The following is a 20,811-nucleotide window of genomic DNA, read 5'->3' as shown; positions in this document are numbered from 1 at the left end:
TGGCCGCTGTCATCCTTTTGCAAACAACCTGCCCTTGGACTTCGAGACTCCTCCCGGCCTGTCGGTCGACGCCGGCGGCCAGGGCCAGACGGTGCGCCTGTACGGCCAGTGGACCGCGCTCGCGCTTGCGCGCAATCGCGGCGCCGTCGCGCGCCGCGTCGCGAGCATCGCCACCGGGCGCGTGAGCGAATGGGATCTGTCCGGCATCGAGCGGCTCGATCACGTCGGCGGCCAGGCGCTGTGGCGCGTGTGGGGCCGCAAGCTGCCGGCCGGGGTCGAGCTGAGCGTCACGCAGCGCACGATCTTCGAGCGCATCGAACGGCTCGACAGCGAGCGCGAGGCGCCGGAGCGCGTCGTGCGCTTCGATCCCGTCACGCGGCTCGGCCAGGCGATCTTCGCGTTCGGCGAGCACCTGCAGGGCGGCATCGCGATGTTCGGCCTCGTGATCCTCGATGCGCTGTCGGTGCTGCGCCGCCCGAAGACGATGCCGTGGAAGGAAACCTCGGCGAACATCTACAGCGCCGGCGCGCAGGCGCTGCCGATCACCGCGCTCGTCGCGTTCCTGATCGGCATCGTGCTCAGCTACCTGTCCGCGCAGCAGCTGCAGATGTTCGGCGCGAACCGCTACATCGTGAACATCCTCGGGCTGTCGGTGATCCGCGAGCTTGGCCCCGTGCTGTCGGCGATCCTCGTCGCGGGCCGCTCGGGCTCGGCGATCACCGCGCAGATCGGCGTGATGCGCGTGACCGAGGAGCTCGACGCGATGCGCGTGATGGGCATCCCGCACGGGCTGCGGCTGATCCTGCCGCGCGTGCTCGCGCTCGGCATCGCCATGCCGCTGCTCGTCATGTGGACCAACATCATCGCGCTGACGGGCGGCGCGCTTGCCGCGAAGCTCGTGCTCGGGATCGACGTCAACTATTTCGTGCGCTCGCTGCCGGGCGTCGTGCCGATCGCGAACCTGTACATCGGCGTCGGCAAGGGCGTCGTGTTCGGCATGCTGATCGCGCTGGTCGCGTGCCATTTCGGCTTCCGGATCAAGGCGAACTCGCAGAGTCTCGGCGAAGGCACGACCACGTCGGTCGTGTCGTCGATCACGGTCGTGATTCTCGCCGACGCGGTGTTCGCGATCCTGTTCCAGAACGTGGGGCTCGGATGAACGCATCGAACGAAACGTCGGCGCATGCGGCGGCCAGCGGCGCCGGGGCGGTCGGCACGCAGCCGGCCGGGGAGGCCGATGCCGGCGACCTCGTGATCGAGGTGCGCAACCTGACCAAGCGCTACGGGCGCAACATCATTCACCAGAAGCTCGACTTCGACGTGCGGCGCGGCGAGATCGTGGCGATCGTCGGCGGCTCGGGCTCCGGCAAGACGACGCTGGTGCGGCAGATCCTCGGCCTCGAGCGGCCGACGTCGGGCACGATCAAGGTGTTCGGCGAGGACACGGCGACGATCGACGACGCGAGCGCGCGGATGATGCGCACGCGCTCGGGGATGCTGTTCCAGCAGGGCGCGCTGTTCTCGTCGATGACGGTGTTCGACAACGTCGCGCAGCCGCTGCGCGAGCTCGGCCGCGTGCCGCCGGACCTGCTGCACGACATCGTGATGCTGAAGCTCGAGATGGTCGGCCTGCCGTGCAAGCACGCGTCGAAGATGCCGGCCGCGTTGTCGGGCGGGATGGTGAAGCGGGTCGGCATCGCGCGCGCGATCGCGCTCGAGCCCGAGCTGCTGTTCCTCGACGAGCCGACGGCCGGCCTCGATCCGCAGGCGTCGGACGAATTCGTCGAGCTGATCGCGACGCTGCATCGCACGCTCGGGTTGACCGTCGTGATGGTGACGCACGACCTCGACACGATGGTCGCGCTGTCGACGCGCGTCGCGGTGCTGGCGGACCGCAAGGTGCTGGTCGCCGCGCCGGTCGAGGAGGCCGCGAACGTCGATCATCCGTTCATCCACGAATATTTCCTGGGGCTGCGCGGGCGCCGCGCATTGCAGGCGCTGCCGCCCGAGCGGCGCGCGAAGCTGCCGAAGGCGGCCCTCGAACCGGCGCTGTCGAGCGTCGAGCTGTAACAGGCAAGGACAAGGAACCCTCCGATGGAAAACAAATCACATGCGTTCTGGGCCGGCCTGTTCACGATCGCGCTGACGCTCGCGATCGCGGGCACCGTGTTCTGGTTCAACGTCGACCGCACCGTGCGCGTGCCGTATGACCTGCTCGCGCGCACCAACGTGACGGGGCTGTTCCCGGACGCGGCCGTGCGCTTTCGCGGCCTCGACGTCGGCAAGGTGCAGTCGATCGGCTTCGATCGCACGCATCCGGGCCAGATCCGGATCCGGATCCTCGTCGACCACGATGCGCCGATTACGCAGTCGACCTACGGCAGCCTCGGCTTCCAGGGCGTGACGGGCATCGCGTTCGTGCAGCTCGAGGATACGGGGCGCGACCTGGCGCCGCTGCCGTCGTCGGCGAAGTCGATCGCGCAGATCCCGATGCGGCCGAGCCTGTTCGACCAGATCCAGGAGCGCGGCGACGTGCTGCTGCGGCAGCTCGAACTGGCCGCGAAGAGCGCGAATGCGCTGATGTCGCCCGAAATGCGCGAGCAGTTGCGTGCGACGGCCGAAAGCCTGCAGCACGCGGCCGACGGCGCGACGACGCTGACGAAGCAGCTCGGCCCGGCGGTCACCGCGCTGCCGGAAACGATGCACGAGGTAAATCGCGCGATGGCGTCGGCGAACACGTTGCTGCAGCCGAACGGGCCGCTCGTGTCGAACCTGAACAAGGCCGGCACGGCCGCCGAGCAGGTCGGCGTCGCGCTGAACGACCTGAACGCGCGCGTGCAGTACGACACGTTGCCGCGCTTCAATATGCTGGCCGGCAGCGTCGGCGATGCGTCGCGGCAATTGAAGGACGTGGCCGGTGAGCTCGGCCGCAACCCGCGCAGTCTGTTGTTCGGTTCGCCGGGCGCGGCGCCGGGACCCGGCGAAGCGGGCTTCGTCTGGCCGGGTGCGACGGCCGGGAAGTGAAGCGCAAATCCATCGATCGTCCGGCCGGAAACGGCCGGGCCATGACGCCCATCGAAACCGGAAACATCATGCAGGAACACGCCATGCCACGAATCCTTGACCGCGCGCTGCGTCCCGCCGCGGCCGCGCTTGCCGTGCTGACGCTCGCGCTGGCGGCCGGCTGCGCCGGCAACAGCGCGGTGCTGTCGAATGTCCGCTACGACCTCGGGCCGGCCGCGTCGGTCGTGACGGCCGGTTCGGGCCCCGCGCTGAAGGTGCTCGACGTCGCCGCGCCCGACGCGCTCGACTCGGACAAGTTCGCGTACCGCCTCGCATACGCGGACGCGCAGCATGTAGCCGTCTATCGCGACAGCCGCTGGACCGCGCCGCCCGCGCAACTTCTCACGCAGCGGCTGCGCGGCGCGCTGTCGTCGCGCGGCGCGGTGCTCGAAGGGTCCGACGGCGTGCGCGCGCCGACCCTCAAGGTCGACCTGAACGAATTCGAGCAGGTGTTCGACGGGCAGTCGCAGAGCCACGGCGCGGTGACCGCCCGCGCGACGCTGACGCTCGACGGCAAGGTGCTCGGCCAGCGCACGTTCGTCGCGCGCGCCCCGTCGAGCACGCCGGACGCGGCCGGCGGCGCCCGCGCGCTCGCGACGGCGAGCGACGAACTCGTGTCGCAGATCGCCGCGTGGGTCGGCATGCAGGCGTACGCGGGCACCCCGTGACGCGCGCCGCGCAGCCGCGATGAACGCGACCGGCTCGCATCGCGCATCGCCGCTCGCGCGGCAGGCCTTCGCCGCTTACGCGGCGCTCATCGTCTACGCGTCGCTGTATCCGTTCCAAGGCTGGGTGTCGCTCGGCATCGGGCCGTTCGACTACCTGTTCGCGCCGATGCAGCGCTACGTGACCGCCTTCGACGTGGTCACGAACGTGCTCGGCTATCTGCCGTTCGGCGCGCTCGGCGTGCTGGCGCTGCACCCGCGCTGGCGCGGTGTGGCCGCGACGTTGATCGCGGGCGGGCTCGGCGTGCTGCTGTCGGGCTCGATGGAGGCGCTGCAGACCTACCTGCCGACGCGCGTCGCGTCGAATCTCGATCTTGGCGCCAACGCACTCGGCGCGCTGCTGGGCGCGGCGCTCGCCGCACCGGCCACGGGCGCGCTGCTCGATCGCGGCGCGCTGCGCCGGCTGCGCTTCGCATGGTTCGAGGCCGACGGCGCGACGCCGCTGCTGCTCGCCGCGCTGTGGCCGTTCGCGATCCTGTTTCCGTCACCGTTCCTGTTCGGCATCGGCGACTGGCCGGCCGCGCTGTGGGAGCGCGCCGACGCGTCGATGCAGGACACGCTGCTCGCATGGCTGCCGGACGCGTGGCGCGTCAGCGAATGGCCCGAGCGGGTCGACGGCTGGCTGTCCGATTCCGCGTGGGAGGCCACGCTCGGGGGGCTGATGCTGTTCGCCGCGCTGGCGATCGCGTCGCTCGCGATGCGGCCGCGCGCGCCGCGCATCCGGCTGCTGATCGCGCTCGTCGTGGCGACGCTGGTGCTGAAGGCGGCCGCGACATTCATGCAGTCGGCCACCGGCCTCGTCGTCGTCTGGGCGACGCCTGGCGCGCGGCTCGGCATCGAGCTCGGCTTCGCGGCCGCGCTCGTCGCGCTGCGCGTGCCGGAGACCTGGCGGGCGACGCTCGCGGCGCTCGCGCTGCTGGCCGGCGTCGCGCTCGTGAACCTGCTGCCGGTCAACCCGTTCTTCGACTTCACGCTGTCGGGCTGGCGGCAGGGGCGTTACGTGCATTTCAACAGCATCGCGCGCTGGCTCGCCTGGATCTGGCCCTACGCGGCGCTGATCTGGCTCGGCCAGCGCGTCGAGCATGCGTGGCTGCCGGCCGCGCTGCGCCGCTGACGCGGCGGTCCGGGCCGCGCGGCGGCGGCCGTATCGCGGGCAGCCGCGCGCGCCGGTCGCTATAATCTTCGGCATCCTCCGTTGCCCCGCGCAACGGCAATCGCTCCTCTTTCCGCACGGCCTCGCGCCGGGCCGCTCGCCACCATCATGGATTCCTACTACCAGCACCACGTCTTCTTCTGCCTGAACCAGCGCGAACCGGGCGCCGAACGCCCGAGCTGCGCGCAATGCGGCGCGCAGACCATGCAGGAATACGCGAAAAAACGCGTGAAGGAACTCGGCCTCGCGGGGCCCGGCAAGGTGCGCATCAACAAGGCCGGCTGCCTCGACCGTTGCGAGGAAGGGCCCGTGATGGTCGTGTATCCGGAAGGCACGTGGTACACGTACGTCGACCAGGCCGACATCGACGAGATCGTCGAATCGCACCTGCGCGACGGCAAGGTCGTCGACCGCCTGAAGATCTGAGCGGGCCGGCCGAATGAACGTTCATACGCAGAAATCGCTGATCGCGGGCCCGGTCGGGCAGATCGAAATCGCGGTCGACCTGCCTGATGCCGTGCGTGAAGAAGGCGCCGCGCCGCGCGGCATCGCGCTCGTCGCGCATCCGCATCCGCTGTTCGGCGGCACGATGGACAACAAGGTCGCGCAGACGCTCGCGCGCACGCTCGTGCAGTTGAACTACGTCGTCTACCGGTCGAACTTCCGTGGCGTCGGCGCGACCGAAGGCGTGCACGACAACGGCACCGGCGAAGCCGACGACCTCGTTGCGGTGCTCGCGCACATGCGTGCGCAGCCCGCGTACGCGGACCTGCCGCTCGTGCTGGCGGGCTTCTCGTTCGGCACGTTCGTGCTGTCGCACGTCGCGAAGCGGCTGCGCGACGCGGGCGAGTCGATCGAGCGGATGGTGTTCGTCGGCACGGCCGCGAGCCGCTGGCAGGTGGCCGACGTGCCCGAGAACACGCTCGTGATCCACGGCGAAACCGACGACACGGTGCCGATCGCGTCGGTGTACGACTGGGCGCGGCCGCAGGAACTGCCGGTCGTCGTGATTCCCGGCGCCGAGCATTTCCTTCATCGCAAGCTGCACGTGCTGAAGCGCATCATCGTCGACGCGTGGCGCTAGGGCCGGCGCAAGCCCGCCAAGCGCGCGAACCGGCCCCGGCCTGCGTGCGGGCGCCGGCGTAAGCGCCGGCGGCCCGTCCCGCGCACCGGCACCCGGCCGGATGCACGACCCTTCCCGAAACGTCGCGCGACATCGCGCCGCACCGCGCGGCGTTCCGCCTGCCGCACGGCGACACGACCCGTCTTGCACACCGCCTGCGCACGCCTTTCGCGCGGCTTCGAGTGCGCGGGTCCGCAGCCTGCTCGCGCTATGCTCCCGAAGCCGGTGTGCGGCCGTCCGGCGCCAGGTTCGCGAAAACGCCGTTCGCGGCCACGTATAATGGCCGCATTCCGCGTCGCCCGCGGCCCGGCTGGGCCCATGCGGCGCTCGTTTCGCCGCCTGTCCGCCCGCTCGCGACGGCCGCGAACCGAACGCGTCCGCACGAGTCCAACCGGCGCGTTTCGCGTCGCCCGGCGATTTCCGGGCGAGTGCCCGAAACGCCCGCCGCCTTGCCGTTCAACCCTGCGCGTTTCGCACCGCACTTTCTGCCATCAGCCTGAATCGATCATGCGTCTGTCTCCCCAAGGCCTCAAGTCCCTCGCTTCCTCCATCGCCTTCGGCACCGCCGCGCGCAACGTCGCGCTCGGCGTGATGCTGCCCGTCGCGCTCGCATCGACGATCGTCGTCGCCGAGGCGAAGCCGGCCGCCAAGGCCAAGGCCGCGCATGCGGCGCCGGCCGCCGAGCAGTTCACCGGCGCGCCCGCGACCTACATGCCGGGCGCGGTGCCGCCGCCGGGCGTGAACGCACGCTCGTGGGTGCTCGTCGACGCGACCAGCAACACGGTGCTCGCGTCGGGCAATGCGGATGAACGCGTCGAGCCGGCCTCGCTGACGAAGCTGATGACCGCCTACCTCGTGTTCGAGGCGCTCGACAAGAAGAAGATCTCGATGGAGCAGATCGTCACGCCGAGCGACGCGGTGCGCCGCGTCGGCCGCGACGAGTCGCGCATGTTCATCGAGGCGAACAAGCCGGTGTCCGTGCATGACCTCGTGTACGGGATGATCATCCAGTCGGGCAACGATGCCGCGATCGCGCTGGCCGAACTCGTCGGCGGCAGCGAAGGGCAGTTCGTCACGCTGATGAACGACGAGGCGGCGCGCCTCGGCATGAAGGGCACGCACTTCGCCGACGTGAACGGCATGCCCGACCCGAACCACTACACGACGGCCGGCGACCTCGCGAAGCTGTCCGCGCACCTGATCCGCGATTTTCCGCAGTACTACAGCATCTTCTCGGAGAAGGAATTCAAGTACAACAACATCCGCCAGGGCAACCGCAACCGCCTGCTGTGGCTGGATCCGACGGTCGACGGCCTGAAGACGGGCCATACGCAGGCGGCCGGCTTCTGCCTGATCGCATCGGCGAAGCGCGCGATCCCGGGCGTCGACGGCCAGCGCCGCCTGGTGTCGGTGATGATGGGCGAGCAGAAGGAAGGCGAGCGCACGCAGGACAGCATGAAGATGCTGAACTACGGCTACAGCGCGTTCGATTCGGTGCGTCTGTTCAAGGGCGGCCAGGCAATGTCGACGCCGCGTATCTACAAGGGCAAGGAAAACACCGTGCAGGTCGGCGTGAAGGGCGACCAGTGGGCGACCGTGCCGCGCGGCCTCGGCGACAAGGTCAAGACCGAAGTCGACGTGAACGCCCCGCTGATCGCGCCGCTTGCGGAAGGCCAGCAGGTCGGCACCGTGAAGATCGTCGCCGACGGCAAGACGCTGTCGGAATTCCCGGTCGTCGCGCTGCAGGCGGTGCCGGAAGCGGGTATCTTCGGGCGTATCTGGGACTCGATCCTGCTGATGTTCAGCAAGAAGAAGTAAGCGCGACGGGCCTTTGTTTTTACGACTTCATCCCCATCTGTCATAGCTATGAGCCAAGCCGAATTCGAACCGATCGTCTACCTCAGCGTCTCGGCGCAGGAGGAACTGGTGCCGCTGTCCGAAGCCCGTGTCCCGGTGCTCGACCGCGGGTTCATCTTCGGCGACGGCGTGTATGAAGTCGTCCCCGTTTATGCACACGACGGCGCGCACGTGCCGTTCCGGATCGACCCGCATCTGGAGCGGCTCGCGCGCAGCCTGAAGAAGATCGGCATCGACAACCCGCACGACGCGGCCGGCTGGCGCGCGCTGATCGAGCGCGTGGTCGAGGCGAATGCCGAAGGCCTCGGCGACGGCAATGCGCTCGTCTACCTGCAGGTGACGCGCGGCGTCGCGAAGCGCGGCCATGCGTTCCCGGCGAACGCGGTGCCGACGGTGTTCGCGATGACGAGCCCGCTGCGCCTGCCGCCGGAAGAAGAGCGCGCGAAGGGGGTGCGCTGCGTGACGGCCGAGGATCGCCGCTGGCTGCATTGCGACATCAAGTCGATCTCGCTGCTCGGCAACGTGCTGATGGCGCAGCATGCGGCGGAACACGACGCGTTCGAGACGCTGCAGTTGCGTGACGGCTACCTGACCGAAGGGTCGTCGTCGAACGTGTGGGTCGTGAAGAACGGCGAGCTGCTCGCGCCGCCGCGCAGCAACAAGATCCTCGAAGGGATCCGCTATGCGCTGATCGAGGAGCTGGCCGACGAATGCAAGATCCCGTTCGTCGCGCGCGAGATCAGCGAAGTGGAGTTGCGCTCGGCTGACGAGATCATGATCACGTCGGCCACGAAGGAAGTGCTGCCTGTCACGTCGCTCGACGATCTGCCCGTCCAGGGCGGCAAGCCGGGCCCCGTGTTCGCGGCGCTGTATGACGCGTACCAGCGTGCGAAGGCACGCGAGTTTGAACAGTTTGACCTAACCCGGAGAAAATGATGAGCGAACCGACCAAAACCATCGAGGTCACCGGCGCGATCGATACCCGGAAGGAGTCGCTGCTGGAGTTTCCGTGCGATTTCCCGATCAAGATCATGGGCAAGGCGCACCCGGAGTTCAAGGACACGATCTTCAAGGTCGTGGCCGTTCACGACAACGAGATCGATGTCGAGAAGATCGAGGAGCGCGCGTCGAGCGGCGGCAATTACACGGGCCTCACGATCACCGTGCGCGCGACGAGCCAGGAACAGCTCGACAACATCTACCGCGCACTGACCGGCCATCCGATGGTCAAGGTCGTGCTCTAAGCGCCCGTTCCGGCGCTCCGGGGATCAGCGCAAACGGCCGCTGATCCCTTTCCATCCTCCCTCCAGCGCGCACTCGGCGGGACATTTCCCCGCCGCGCGCCGCGCGTCCAGTTCGTCGCACAGCTGCTGGTATTCCACGACCTGCTCGAGCAGCCAGGACCGGAACGCCTGCACGCGCGGCGTGCTCAGTAGCGGCGGCGGACACACGAAAAAATAGTGCCACGGGCTCTGCCCGTCGATGTCGAACAGGCGCACGATGCGCCCGTCGAGCAGGTCGTGCACCGCGAGCGAGCGGCGCACCAGCGCGATGCCCTGGCCGTCGATCGCGGCCAGCAGCAGGTTCGACGAATCCTGGTACAGCACCCCCCGTTTCGGCTCGGTCAGCGTATCGAGCCCGGCCGCGTCGAACCACGGCCGCCACAGCTCGTCATCCGAGCGCAGCAGGTTGTAATGCACGAGATCGGCAGGCGTCTGCGGCAGCTTGCCGCCGTTCAGCGTCGGTGCGCATGCCGGAAAGAACACCTCCTCGAACAGCGGCTCGACATGCAGCCCCGGATAGGTGCCGGAGCCGAAGCGGATCGCGAGGTCGACGTCGTCGCGCGCGAAATCGGTGAGCGAGTTGGTCGACTGCAGCTCGACGTCGATTTCCGGATGCCGCTCGATGAACGTGCCGATGCGCGGCGTGATGAAGCGCGCGGCGAACGACGACAGCATCGACACCACCAGCCGCCGGTCGCGGTCGCTCGAGCGCACCTCGCGCGTCGCGTCGGCGATCACCATCAGTGCGGTGCGGATCTGCTGCGCATAGCGCATGCCGGCGTCGGTCAGGCACAGCCGCTTGCCGTTGCGCGTGAACAGCTGCACGCCAAGCTCTTCCTCGAGCGCGCGCACCTGGTGGCTGACTGCGCCGTGCGTGACGAACAGCTCGTCGGCGGCGCGCGAGAAATTCTCGTGACGGGCAGCGGCTTCGAACGCGCGAACGGCGTTCAGCGCCGGTAGCTGGCGGAGGTCCATTTGCTAATTTTCCTCACATCGACGTGAAAATTGGTCGTTTTGTCAGACGCCTTGAAGTGACTACGATTGTAGCCATCGAAGCATTTATTGGCGGAGTCGATCATGCAAGAAATTTCTTCAAGCATCACCTTCGAAATCCCCGTGGGCGAAACCGTGCCGATGAAGGTGCAACGCAGCACGCGGCTGATCGTTCAATGCGGGCCGGTCTGGGCGACGCGCAGCAACGACGTCGACGACTACTTCCTGGTCGACGGCGAAACGCTGAAGCTGCGCCGCGGCGAGCGGCTGTGGCTCAGCGCGGAAGGCCGCGAGGGCGCGCGCGTCGCGTTCTCGGTGTCGCGGCCGCCCCGGGAGGTGGCACTCGGCGGGCTGGCACGCCTGCGCGAACGCTTGACCACGCTGCTCCACGACGGCTGGCGCACGGTCTGACCATCATTTCGTCCGACGGATACTGACAATCCGTCCCTTTCCAAGCCCGGCGAGACCCATGGGTTTTCGGTAAACTACCGCCCATGTCCGTCTCGCCGGTTTCCATCGTGTCCACGCCTGTCGCCGTTTCCGCATCGCCCGCCGACTTTCCGGCCCAGCCGGTCGCCGTGCGCTGGCGGGGCTTCGAGGCCTACGAGACGAGCTTCGACGCGATGCGCGCGTTCACCGACACGCGCACGGCCGACACCGGCGACGAGATCTGGGTGGTCGAGCATCCGCCCGTCTACACGCTCGGCCAGGCCGGCGACCCGGCCCACCTGCTGGTGGCCGACAGCGGCGTGCCGCTCGTGAAGGTCGACCGCGGCGGACAAATCACCTACCACGGCCCCGGCCAGATCGTCGTCTACCTGCTGCTGGACCTGCGCCGGCGCAAGCTGATGGTGCGCACGCTCGTGACGAAGATCGAGGAGGCCGTGATCGAAACCCTCGCGGCGTATAATCTCGCTTCGGTCCGCAAGGCGGGCGCGCCCGGGATCTACGTAGCATCCGGCGTGCACGAGGGCGCGAAAATCGCGGCCCTCGGCCTGAAGATCCGCAACGGCTGCAGCTATCACGGGCTGAGCCTGAACGTGAAGATGGATCTGCGCCCGTTTCTTGCGATCAACCCGTGCGGCTATGCCGGACTGGAAACTGTCGACATGGCGAGCCTCGAGGTTGCCGCCGACTGGAACGACGTCGCCCACACGCTGGTGCGCCGTCTGATCGCCAACCTCGACGGCGCATCCGCGGCCGCCGACAAGCCGCAGGCACTGGAACAATCGAATGACTGACGTTACCGCTTCTCCCGCACCGGCCGATTCGGCCGCCACCGCTGCGTACGATCCGACCGCCAAGCAGAAGGCGCAGGCGAAGACGGCGCGCATCCCGATCAAGGTCATTCCGATCGAGAGGCTGAAGAAGCCCGAGTGGATCCGCGTGAAGGCGGCCACCGGCAGCTCGCGCTTCAACGAGATCAAGACGATCCTGCGCGAGCACAACCTGCACACCGTGTGCGAGGAAGCGAGCTGCCCGAACATCGGCGAATGCTTCGGCAAGGGCACCGCGACGTTCATGATCATGGGCGACAAGTGCACGCGCCGCTGCCCGTTCTGCGACGTCGGCCACGGCCGTCCCGATCCGCTCGACGCGGACGAACCGAAGAACCTCGCACGCACGATCGCGGCGCTGAAGCTCAAGTACGTGGTGATCACGAGCGTCGACCGCGACGACCTGCGTGACGGTGGCGCGGCCCACTTCGTCGAGTGCATCCGCGAAGTGCGCGAGCAGTCGCCGGAAACGCGTATCGAGATCCTGACGCCCGACTTCCGCGGCCGTCTCGACCGTGCGATTTCGATCCTGAACGCCGCGCCGCCCGACGTGATGAACCACAACCTCGAAACGGTGCCGCGCCTGTACAAGGAAGCGCGCCCGGGTTCGGACTATGCGCACTCGCTGAAGCTCCTGAAGGACTTCAAGGCGCAGCATCCGGACGTCGCGACGAAGTCGGGCCTGATGGTCGGCCTCGGCGAGACCGAAGAGGAAATCCTGCAGGTGATGCGCGACCTGCGCGCGCACGACGTCGACATGCTGACGATCGGCCAGTACCTGCAGCCGTCCGAGCACCACCTGCCGGTGCGTGCGTACGTGCATCCGGATACGTTCAAGATGTACGAGGAAGAGGCGTACAAGATGGGCTTCACGCACGCAGCCGTCGGCGCGATGGTGCGGTCGAGCTATCACGCCGATCTGCAGGCGCACGGGGCCGGGGTGGTCTGAGCGTCGCAATCCCGCTGCGGTCACACGCAGTCGAAAAAGCCCGCAGCGATGCGGGCTTTTTTGTTGCTGCTGCGGCCATCCGCGCTGCCGCATGGCAATCGTCACCCGACCGGACGCGCGATCCGGTCGAACGTGGAAAGCAAAGCTGAAACGGCATCGATAGCTTCGCAGGATAAGTTCGCTCCCGCCGCGCGCAAAGCTCCTATAGTCGGCTCTCCCGCAGCAATGCCCGCATTCCGAAGGAGAGCCGCATGTCCCGTTTCAGCTTCATCCGCCGCGCCGTCGTCGCGCTGACCGCCTTTGCCGCGCTCGGCGCGGCGCACGCCGAATCGCGCGAAGTCGTGATTGCGTACCAGGACATGGTCGTGCCGTGGCGTTATGCGCAGGCGAGCGGTGAAGTCGAAAAGGCGACCGGCTACAAGGTCACGTTCCGCAAGCTCGACAGCGGCGCCGACGTGATCCGCGCGCTCGCGTCGGGCTCCGTGCAGCTCGGCGAAGCCGGGTCGAGCCCGATCGCGGCCGGCCTGTCGCAGGGCCTCGACATCTCGCTGTTCTGGGTGCTCGACAACATCAACGACGCCGAGGCGCTCGTCGCGCGCAACGGCTCGGGCGTCACGAACGTCGCTGCGCTGAAGGGCAAGAAGATCGGCGTGCCGTTCGTGTCGACGTCGCACTTCCATACGCTCGTCGCGCTGCAGGCCGCGGGCGTCAATCCGAACGACGTGAAGATCGTCAACCTGCGTCCGCCCGAAGTCGCGGCGGCGTGGGCGCGCGGCGACATCGACGCGACCTATATCTGGGATCCGGTGCTCGCGAGGGTCAAGCAGTCGGGCACCGTGCTCACGACGTCGGGCCAGGTTGCGAAAGAAAGTGGCAAGGCGACCTTCGACGGCTTCGTCGTGAGCCGCAAGTTCGCGCGCGAGAACCCCGAGTTCGTCACGCGCTTCGTGAAGGTGCTCGCGGCCGCCGATGCCGACTACCGCGCGCACGCGGCGGCATGGAAGGTCGGCTCGCCGCAGGTCGCCGCGGTGGCGAAGGTGTCGGGCGCGAACGCGCAGGACGTGCCGGCCAGCCTCGCGCTCTACGCATTCCCGACGGCGGCCGAGCAGGCGTCGCCGACGTGGCTCGGCGGCGGCGCGCAATCGGGCGCCGCGAAGTCGCTCGCGGCCACGGCCACGTTCCTCAAATCGCAGGGCACGATCCAGGCGGTGCTGTCCGACTATTCGGCCGGCGTCGATCCGCAGTTCGTGCAGAAGGCCGCGCGCTGAGCGCGGCGATCATCGCGGAGTCCTGAGCATGAGCACGCTGGAAGTCCGTCAGGTATCGGTTGCCTATCCGGGCGAGCGCGGCAGGCCGACGACGCAGGCGCTCGCGCGCGTCGACCTGCGCATCGAGGCCGGTGAATTCGTCGTCGCGCTCGGCGCGTCCGGGTGCGGAAAGACGACGCTCCTGAACTGCATGGCCGGCTTCGTCGCGCCGACGACGGGCGACGTGCGCGTCGACGGCGTGCCGGTCGCGGGCCCCGGCGCCGATCGCGGCGTCGTGTTCCAGAAATACGCGCTGCTGCCGTGGCTCGACGTGCTCGGCAACGTCGCGCTCGGGCTGCGCTTCGCGCGCGTGTCGAAGGCCGAACGCGAAGCGCGGGCGCGACAGATGCTCGCGCTCGTCGGGCTCGACAACCATGCGCATGCGCGCGTGTACGAACTGTCGGGCGGGATGCAGCAGCGTGTCGGCATCGCGCGTGCGCTGGCGAGCGACCCGCGCGTGCTGCTGATGGACGAGCCGATGGGTGCGCTCGACGCGATGACGCGCGGCACGATGCAGGCGCTCGTGCTCGACGTGTGGGCGCGCACCGGCAAGACGGTGTTCTTCATCACGCACGACGTCGAGGAGGCATTGTTCCTCGCGACGCGCCTCGTCGTGATGACGCCGGGCCCGGGACGCATCGCGGAAACCTTCGAGCTGCCGTTCGCGCGCCGCTACGTCGAATCGCGCGATGCACGTGCGGTGAAATCGTCACCGGAATTCATCGCGTGGCGCGAGCGGCTGATCTCGTACCTGCATCGCGACGAGGCGGTTGCGGAGCCGGCGTGATGAGCGAACTCGCGCGACACGGCGTGGCCGTCGGGCGCGGCCGTAACAGTACTTTGCACAGGCAGGACAGCATGAGCACGCAGGATTCGTGGACGGCCGATCGCGCGGCCGCAGGCTTCGAGCAGGGCGATCGCACGCGGCCTCAGGCGGCGCGTCGTGCGCCGTCGTCGCGCCGTTACCGGCTGCCGGGGGAAGGGAAGACCGCAGGGCTGAGCGCGGCGACGGTCGCGGCGCTGGCCGTGCTGTGGTGGGTCGCGACACATCGCCAGTGGTTGCCGCCGCTGTTCCTGCCCGCACCGGAAGCCGTGTGGGCCGCTTTCGTCGATGCGTGGCACGGCCGCATTCAGGGCGGCCTGCCGCTGTCGGAACATCTGCTGTGGAGCGCGGCGCGCGTGTTCGGCGCATTTTTGCTGGCGACGGCGATCGGCGTGCCGGCGGGCATCCTGATGGGCGTGAGCCGCGTCGCGCGCGGCGTGCTCGATCCGCTGCTGGAGTTCTACCGGCCGCTGCCGCCGCTCGCGTACCTGCCGCTCGTCGTGATCTGGTTCGGCATCGACGAAACGGCGAAGCTCGTCGTGATCTTCCTCGCGTGCTTCGCGCCGATCGCGATGGCCGCACGCGCCGGCGTGCGCGCGGCGACGGTCGAGCAGATCAACGCCGCGTATTCGCTCGGCGGCAGCTTCGCGCAGATCGTGCGCCACGTGGTGTTGCCGGCCGCGCTGCCGGAAATCCTCACGGGGCTGCGAATCGCGATCGGGTTCGGCTGGACGACGCTCGTTGCGGCGGAGATGGTTGCCGCGACGGCCGGGCTCGGGCAGATGGTGCTCAACGCATCGAGCTTCCTGCGTACGGACATCGTCGTGATGGGGATCCTGATCATCGGCGCGATCGCGTGGCTGTTCGATCTCGCGATGCGGTGGGTCGAGCGGCGGATCGTGCCGTGGAAGGGAAGAGGCTGACGTCGCGCAGGCGGCGCGGGCGACGCACACGCGCCGCCTTTGCATGCCGCACTCAATCGCCCATCGCGACCCCTTCCCGGCGCGGATCCGCGCCGCCGAACCACACCGTCTGCCCCTGCACGTTCAGCCGCTGGATTCCCTGCAGCCCCGAGTTCATCTCGACGAGCTGCACGTCGTGCCCGCGGCCCTTCAGCCCGTCGGCGAGCGCATCCGACACGCGGCCGCGTTCCAGTTGCGTCGGCCCGTTCATCGACCCGAAGTTCGGCAGCGCGATCGCCTGCTGCATCGTCATGCCCCAGTCGAGCACGCCGACCAGCGTCTTCGCGACGTGATTGATGATCGCGGGGCCGCCGGCCGAGCCGACGATCATCGTCACCTGTTTCGTCTTCTTGTCGAACACGAGCTCCGGCGACATCGCCGAGCGTGGCCGCTTGCCCGGCTGCACGCGGTTCGCGACCGGCCGGCCGTTGTCGTTCGACACGAACGAGAAATCGGTGAGCTGGTTGTTCAGCATGAAGCCGCGCACCATCAGCCGCGCGCCGAACGCATCCTCGATGCTGGTCGTCATCGACAGCGCCTGGCCGTAGCGGTCGACGATCGCGATGTCGGACGTCGACGGCAATTCGGGGCTGCGGTCGTCGGCCATCGCGAGCGTCGCGCCCTGCGGCGCGCCGGCCTGCGCGACCCCCATGCTGTTGTCGCCGATCAGCCGCGCGCGCTGCGCGAGATAGGTCTTGTCGGTGAGGCTCGCCCAGGTGCCGCCCGGCAGCGGCACGAAGTCGGGATCGGCCACGTAGCGTGCACGGTCCGCGTATGCGAGACGCCCGGCTTCGCTGAACAGGTGCGCGGCGAACGGCGTCGGCTCGTAGCCGGCATCGTTGCGCACCGGCTTCTGCGCGCCGATCTGCTGCCAGTCGGGCATCGCTTCGAGGATGCCGAGCATCTGCGCGATCGCGAGGCCGCCCGACGACGGCGGCGGCATCCCGCACACGATCGAGCGCCGGTAGTCGGCGCACAGCGGCGTGCGCACCTTCGCCTTGTAGCGCGCGAGATCCTGCAGCGACAGCAGGCCCGGGTTGGTCGGGTGCTTGCGCACCTTCGTGACGATGTCGCGCGCGATCGCGCCGCTGTAGAACGCGTTCGCGCCGCGATCGGCGACCTGGCGCAGCACGGTCGCGAGCGCGGGGTTCTTCAGCACCGTGCCGGCCGCCTTCGGCGTGCCATCGGCGTTGTAGAAGTACGCACGCGCGGCCGGGTCGTTCTTCAGGTACTTGTCGTTCGCGATCAGCGTCGCGAGCCGCGGGCTGATCGTGAAGCCGTGCTCGGCGAGCCGGATCGCCGGCTGGAACAGCCGGCGCCACGGCAGCTTGCCGTGCGCGCGGTGCGCGGCGTCGAGCATGCGCAGCACGCCCGGCGTGCCGACCGAGCGCCCGCCGACGACACCTTCGTAGAAGCCCATCGGCTGGCCGGTCGGCCCGTAGAACAGCCGGTCGGTCGCGGCGGCCGGCGCGGTTTCGCGGCCGTCGTATGCCTGCGTCGCCTTGCCGTCGAAGTACAGCATGAACGCGCCGCCGCCGATCCCCGACGATTGCGGCTCGACCAGCGCGAGCACCATCTGCGTCGCGATCGCGGCGTCGATTGCGGTGCCGCCGGCCTTCAGCATGTCGTAGCCGGCCTGCGTCGCGAGCGGGTTCGCGGCAGCGATCATGAAGTGCTGCGAAGTCCAGCCCGGCTTGTCGGTCCAGCCGGACGACAGTTCGGGCGCATGAACGCCGGGCAGCGGGACGGCCGCGCCCGATGCGGCGGCGACCGGGACGACGGCGCCCGACGGCGCGGACGGGGACGTGCAGCCGGCGTTGAGGGCGACGAGCGCGACGGCGGCAAGCAGCGTCCAGGGACGCGAAGGCGGGCGAATCCGGTCGAACATTGAACCCTCGGCAGCAGTGAATGCGAATGAGGCGATGGCGCCGGCGCAACGCGGCTGCCGGCCCCGGCGCGCTATTGTCGCCGCGCCGCCGGCGGATTGTCATCCGACAGAAAACCCTGACGCATCCCGCCGGGCCCGCCCCGGCCGGTCTTTCCGGCCTGTTCGAGGATGAACTCTATGAACGTCGACGTCGCGCGCGTGTGGTGCCGGTTCGGCATGTACAGCATGTACATGTGCGTGCCGAAGATGCTGAGCCGGTACGCGTCGAGCGACGTGACGACGGTGCCGCGCCGCATGTCGTCCTGCATCACGTAGTCGGGCACGATGCCGACGCCGATCCCCGCGAGGATCGCCTGGCGCAGGAACAGGAAGTTCTCCGAAATCAGCGTGGGCTCGAGCAGTACCTCGTGGCGCTCGTCGCCGAGATACGCGGCGATCCGCAACTGCCGGCCCATCACCGTCGCGGTGACGACCGGCGCGGCGGCCAGCGCGCCGAGGCTCGACGGCATCCCGTGCGCGGCCGCGAATGCGGCCGACGCGCACGCGACGTAGCGCACCGCACCCATGTCGCGCGCGACGAGGTTCTGCGGCGGCTCCGGCATCACGCGCACCGCGATGTCGATCTCGTCGCGCATCAGGTCTTCCACGCGGTTCTCGAACACGACGTCGAGCACGATGCCCGGATGCAGCCGCTTGAACGCGAGCAGCCATTCCGACATCACCATCTGCCCGTAGCCGCTCGGCACCGACAGCCGCACGCGGCCCTGCAGGTCCTGGCCGAGCGTCGTCACCGATTCCTGCGCGGCGAGCAGTTCGTTGCGGATGCGCCGGCCGTGCTCGTACAGCTTCAGTCCGATCTCGGTCGGCTCGATGCGCCGCGTCGTGCGCCGCACGAGCTGCTGGCCGATCGAGCGTTCGAGCTGGTTCAGCCGGTAACTGACGTTCGCGCGGCTCATCTTGAGCCGCTGCGCGGCCTTGCTGAGATTGCCCGCGTCGAGGATCTCGACGAGCAGCGTCAGCGCATTCAGGTCCATGCTCCGAGTCTCCTGATCCGTCCCGTTTAACGGTCGGAAAGCATCCAGTGTCAAGTCAGACTTGACAGCTTGTAAAAGCGAGAGGGAATTGTCAATGAATCTCGATCAATCGAGAATCGGGTCATGCTTGGTGCACAGATCGCCGTGGGGTCGGAGTAGGCGCTGAAGCGCCAACTCTGACCATCCACGCCATGGGGCTCGAGTAAGCGCTAAAGCGCTAACTCGGGCCGACAGGAGAAACCATGAATTCCCCCGCCACCCCCCAAACCGGCACGGTCACGCGCGAGCGCCGCGACAAGGTGCTCGTCGTCACGATCGACCACCCGCCCGTCAACGCGCTGTCCGCCGCCGTGCGGCAGGGCCTGGCCGACGCGCTCGACGCCGCGCAGGCCGACGACGCGATCCGTGCGGTGCTGATCGTCGGCGCCGGCCGCAACTTCATCGCGGGCGCCGACATCCGCGAATTCGGCAAGCCGCCGGTGCCGCCGTCGCTGCCCGACGTGTGCGAGCGGATCGAATCGGGCACGAAGCCGGTCGTGGTCGCGCTGCACGGCGCGACGCTCGGCGGCGGCCTCGAAGTCGCGCTGGCCGCGCATTACCGGCTCGCGGTGCCCGGCGCGAAGCTCGGGCTGCCCGAAGTCACGCTCGGCCTGCTGCCCGGCGCGGGCGGCACGCAGCGCGCGCCGCGCCTGATCGGCGCGAAGGCCGCGCTCGACCTGATGCTGACGGGCCGCCATGCGAGCGCCGAGGAGGCGCTCGCGCTCGGCCTGGTCGACCGCGTCGCGCACAGCGACGACACGCTCGCCGAAGGGCTCGCGTACGCGCAGGAACTCGTGTCGCTCGGCGCACCGGTGCGCCGCACGCGCGATGCGCAGGGGCTCGCCGATCGCGCGGCCGCGCAGGCTGCGATCGACGCGGCGCGCGCGGAGCTGCCGAAGAAATCGCGCGGGCTGTTCTCGCCGGCGAAGATCGTCGACGCGGTCGAGGCCGCGCTCACGCAGTCGTTCGACGCGGGGATGAAGTTCGAACGCAGCCTGTTCCTGCAATGCATCGACAGCCCGCAGCGCGCGGGCCTCGTGCACGCGTTCTTCGCGGAGCGCGAAGCGGCGAAGGCGCCCGAGGCGCGGCGCGCGAGCGCGCGGCCGGTCGAGCGGATCGGCGTGGTCGGCGGCGGCACGATGGGCGCGGGCATCGCGGTCGCGGCGCTCGACGCCGGGCTGCCGGTGACGATGATCGAGCGCGACGAAGCATCGCTCGCGCGTGGCCGGGCGCACGTCGAGAAGGTGTACGACGGCCTCGTCGCGAAAGGGCGGATGACGCCGGCCGCGCATGCGGCGCGGCTTGCGCGCTTCAAGGGCAGCACGTCGTACGACGCGCTCGCGCAGGCCGACGTCGTGATCGAAGCCGTGTTCGAGGACATGGCCGTCAAAAAGGCCGTGTTCGCCGAGCTTGCGCGCGTATGCAAGCCGGGCGCGGTGCTCGCGACCAATACGTCGTACCTCGACATCGACGAACTGGCCGCGAGCACCGACCGGCCGGCCGACGTGATCGGCCTGCATTTCTTCTCGCCGGCCAACGTGATGAAGCTGCTCGAGATCGTCGTGCCGTCGCGCGTGAGCGCGGACGTCGTCGCGACCGCGTTTGCGCTGGCGAAGCAATTGAAGAAGACGCCGGTGCGCGCGGGCGTGTGCGACGGCTTCATCGGCAACCGGATCCTCGCCGTCTATCGCACGGCGGCCGACTACCTGATGGAAGACGGCGCGTCGCCGTACCAGATCGATCGCGCGGTGCGTGCATTCGGCTTCCCGATGGGCCCGTTCCAGGTCGTCGACCTCGCGGGCGGCGACATCGGCTGGGCGACCCGCAAGCGCCGCGCGGCAACGCGCGACCCGCATGCGCGCTACGTGGAGATTTCCGACCGGCTGTGCGAGCGCGGCTGGTTCGGGCAGAAGACGTCGCGCGGCTACTACCTGTACCCGGACGGCGCGCGCATCGGCACGCCGGACCCGGAAGTCGACGCGATCGTCGCGGAAGAACGTGCGAAGAAGGGCGTCGCGCCGCGCACGTTCACCGACGACGACATCCTGCGCCGCTACCTCGCCGCGATGATCAACGAAGGCGCGAACGTCGTGCACGAGAAGATCGCGCTGCGCCCGCTCGATGTCGACGCGGTGTTCCTGTACGGCTACGGCTTCCCGCGCCATCGCGGCGGCCCGATGCACTACGCGGACACGGTCGGCCTCGCGAACGTGCTCGCCGATATCCGCGCGTTCGCGAAGGAAGATCCGCTGTTCTGGAAACCGTCGCCGCTGCTCGTCGATCTCGTCGCGCGCGGCGCGGATTTCGCGAGCCTGAACCGCGTCGACTGAACGCC

At 68.9% G+C, this 20,811-nt stretch carries 20 protein-coding genes; 17 read left to right on the top strand and 3 right to left on the bottom strand.

The genetic code is table 11. From position 1 onward, the window contains the following. Positions 1-34 precede the first annotated feature (34 nt). The 10 genes from OHZ10_RS15760 (at position 35) to OHZ10_RS15715 (ending at position 9,165) form a co-directional block, all read left to right on the top strand. Complete coding sequence (locus OHZ10_RS15760) at positions 35-1,159, top strand: MlaE family ABC transporter permease (protein WP_059233085.1); 1,125 nt, start codon at positions 35-37, stop codon at positions 1,157-1,159. After that, positions 1,156-2,070, top strand: coding sequence for an ABC transporter ATP-binding protein (locus OHZ10_RS15755; protein WP_059233086.1), 915 nt, complete (start codon positions 1,156-1,158; stop codon positions 2,068-2,070). Before OHZ10_RS15760 ends, OHZ10_RS15755 begins: the two co-directional genes overlap by 4 nt. A gap of 24 nt (positions 2,071-2,094) precedes the next feature. Beyond that, positions 2,095-3,024, top strand: a complete 930-nt coding sequence (locus OHZ10_RS15750; RefSeq protein ID WP_059233087.1) for an MlaD family protein — start codon at positions 2,095-2,097, stop codon at positions 3,022-3,024. Positions 3,025-3,092: 68 nt separating this feature from the next. Further along, the gene (locus OHZ10_RS15745) at positions 3,093-3,731 is read left to right on the top strand and encodes an ABC-type transport auxiliary lipoprotein family protein (RefSeq protein ID WP_407045125.1); all 639 of its coding nucleotides are present in this window, start codon (positions 3,093-3,095) and stop codon (positions 3,729-3,731) included. Positions 3,732-3,750: 19 nt separating this feature from the next. Continuing rightward, positions 3,751-4,902: a VanZ family protein gene (locus tag OHZ10_RS15740; RefSeq protein WP_226197026.1), complete on the top strand. Its 1,152-nt coding sequence runs from the start codon at positions 3,751-3,753 to the stop codon at positions 4,900-4,902. A gap of 147 nt (positions 4,903-5,049) precedes the next feature. Next, positions 5,050-5,367 carry a (2Fe-2S) ferredoxin domain-containing protein gene (locus tag OHZ10_RS15735; RefSeq protein WP_059233089.1) on the top strand — a complete coding sequence of 106 codons (318 nt, stop codon included), beginning with the start codon at positions 5,050-5,052 and terminating at the stop codon, positions 5,365-5,367. Between the two features lie 13 nt (positions 5,368-5,380). Next, positions 5,381-6,025, top strand: a complete 645-nt coding sequence (locus OHZ10_RS15730) for an alpha/beta hydrolase (protein ID WP_059233090.1) — start codon at positions 5,381-5,383, stop codon at positions 6,023-6,025. A 546-nt stretch (positions 6,026-6,571) separates the two neighbouring features. Further along, complete coding sequence (locus OHZ10_RS15725) at positions 6,572-7,882, top strand: D-alanyl-D-alanine carboxypeptidase family protein (protein WP_059233091.1); 1,311 nt, start codon at positions 6,572-6,574, stop codon at positions 7,880-7,882. A 48-nt stretch (positions 7,883-7,930) separates the two neighbouring features. Beyond that, the gene (locus tag OHZ10_RS15720) at positions 7,931-8,857 is read left to right on the top strand and encodes a D-amino acid aminotransferase (RefSeq protein WP_059233092.1); all 927 of its coding nucleotides are present in this window, start codon (positions 7,931-7,933) and stop codon (positions 8,855-8,857) included. Next, positions 8,857-9,165 (top strand): HP0495 family protein, encoded by a 309-nt coding sequence (locus tag OHZ10_RS15715; protein WP_011353335.1) that lies wholly within the window; start codon positions 8,857-8,859, stop codon positions 9,163-9,165. Before OHZ10_RS15720 ends, OHZ10_RS15715 begins: the two co-directional genes overlap by 1 nt. 24 nt (positions 9,166-9,189) lie before the next feature. On the opposite strand, the gene OHZ10_RS15710 is transcribed toward OHZ10_RS15715, so the two are convergent. Beyond that, positions 9,190-10,179, bottom strand: a complete 990-nt coding sequence (locus OHZ10_RS15710; RefSeq protein ID WP_059233093.1) for a transcriptional regulator GcvA — start codon at positions 10,177-10,179, stop codon at positions 9,190-9,192. Positions 10,180-10,281: 102 nt separating this feature from the next. Between OHZ10_RS15710 and OHZ10_RS15705 the strand changes: the two genes are divergently transcribed. The 6 genes from OHZ10_RS15705 (at position 10,282) to OHZ10_RS15680 (ending at position 15,476) form a co-directional block, all read left to right on the top strand. Next, positions 10,282-10,608, top strand: coding sequence for a DUF2917 domain-containing protein (locus tag OHZ10_RS15705; protein WP_174994463.1), 327 nt, complete (start codon positions 10,282-10,284; stop codon positions 10,606-10,608). Positions 10,609-10,691: 83 nt separating this feature from the next. Further along, positions 10,692-11,438: a lipoyl(octanoyl) transferase LipB gene (lipB, locus tag OHZ10_RS15700; RefSeq protein ID WP_059233094.1), complete on the top strand. Its 747-nt coding sequence runs from the start codon at positions 10,692-10,694 to the stop codon at positions 11,436-11,438. After that, on the top strand, positions 11,431-12,423 hold the full coding sequence (lipA, locus tag OHZ10_RS15695; protein WP_059233095.1) for a lipoyl synthase: 993 nt from the start codon (positions 11,431-11,433) through the stop codon (positions 12,421-12,423). Before lipB ends, lipA begins: the two co-directional genes overlap by 8 nt. Before the next feature lie 251 nt (positions 12,424-12,674). Further along, complete coding sequence (gene tauA / locus OHZ10_RS15690; RefSeq protein WP_342702985.1) at positions 12,675-13,691, top strand: taurine ABC transporter substrate-binding protein; 1,017 nt, start codon at positions 12,675-12,677, stop codon at positions 13,689-13,691. A 28-nt stretch (positions 13,692-13,719) separates the two neighbouring features. After that, complete coding sequence (locus tag OHZ10_RS15685) at positions 13,720-14,517, top strand: taurine ABC transporter ATP-binding protein (RefSeq protein WP_174994461.1); 798 nt, start codon at positions 13,720-13,722, stop codon at positions 14,515-14,517. Then, the gene (locus tag OHZ10_RS15680; protein WP_059233098.1) at positions 14,517-15,476 is read left to right on the top strand and encodes an ABC transporter permease subunit; all 960 of its coding nucleotides are present in this window, start codon (positions 14,517-14,519) and stop codon (positions 15,474-15,476) included. Before OHZ10_RS15685 ends, OHZ10_RS15680 begins: the two co-directional genes overlap by 1 nt. Positions 15,477-15,528: 52 nt before the next feature. On the opposite strand, the gene ggt is transcribed toward OHZ10_RS15680, so the two are convergent. Together ggt and OHZ10_RS15670 are read right to left on the bottom strand one after the other, a co-directional pair. Continuing rightward, on the bottom strand, positions 15,529-17,403 hold the full coding sequence (gene ggt, locus OHZ10_RS15675) for a gamma-glutamyltransferase (RefSeq protein ID WP_342702982.1): 1,875 nt from the start codon (positions 17,401-17,403) through the stop codon (positions 15,529-15,531). Positions 17,404-17,474: 71 nt separating this feature from the next. Next, entirely contained in the window at positions 17,475-18,437 is a 963-nt protein-coding gene (locus OHZ10_RS15670; RefSeq protein ID WP_059233100.1) for a LysR family transcriptional regulator, read from the bottom strand. Positions 18,438-18,679: 242 nt separating this feature from the next. Here OHZ10_RS15670 and OHZ10_RS15665 point away from each other — a divergent pair, with 242 nt between their 5' ends. After that, on the top strand, positions 18,680-20,806 hold the full coding sequence (locus tag OHZ10_RS15665; RefSeq protein WP_256085301.1) for a 3-hydroxyacyl-CoA dehydrogenase NAD-binding domain-containing protein: 2,127 nt from the start codon (positions 18,680-18,682) through the stop codon (positions 20,804-20,806). The last annotated feature ends 5 nt before the right edge of the window (positions 20,807-20,811 follow it).

The organism is Burkholderia arboris (assembly GCF_038723655.1).
Classification (GTDB): domain Bacteria; phylum Pseudomonadota; class Gammaproteobacteria; order Burkholderiales; family Burkholderiaceae; genus Burkholderia; species Burkholderia arboris.
This window is presented reverse-complemented; position numbering and strand designations above follow the sequence as displayed.